The organism is Bacillus sp. SIMBA_026 (assembly GCF_046535335.1).
GTDB classification, from domain to species: domain Bacteria; phylum Bacillota; class Bacilli; order Bacillales; family Bacillaceae; genus Bacillus; species Bacillus velezensis.
Genome location: NZ_JAWRWX010000312.1, coordinates 1 through 255, shown reverse-complemented (window position 1 = coordinate 255; position 255 = coordinate 1). Strand labels below are relative to the sequence as shown.

1 protein-coding gene is annotated in these 255 nt (G+C 59.2%); it reads right to left on the bottom strand.

Annotated features, from left to right (window positions below; all coding sequences use genetic code 11):
* Positions 1 to 255, bottom strand: a 255-nt coding sequence (locus tag SB847_RS21615; protein ID WP_410578739.1) for a hypothetical protein, incomplete at both ends; no start/stop codon positions are given.

The following is a 255-nucleotide window of genomic DNA, read 5'->3' as shown; positions in this document are numbered from 1 at the left end:
CGAGGATGAACGACGCGAAGCAAAAATCCATGACGAGGAGCTTGTCATGGTCCACGCAGAAGCGCACGACTTCGCGGAACGCGTGGTCGGTCGGGCTGAAGAGGCTGAAGAGGCTGAAGCCCGTCGGGTTGTTGGGATCGACCAGAAAGACGGCGTCGAGGCTATCCACGCGCGCGACGAGATTGTCGTAGATCTGGGCAGGATCCTGAAGGATCTCTTCCCGAAGCGGTACCATCGGCACCTGCATGTGCTTCA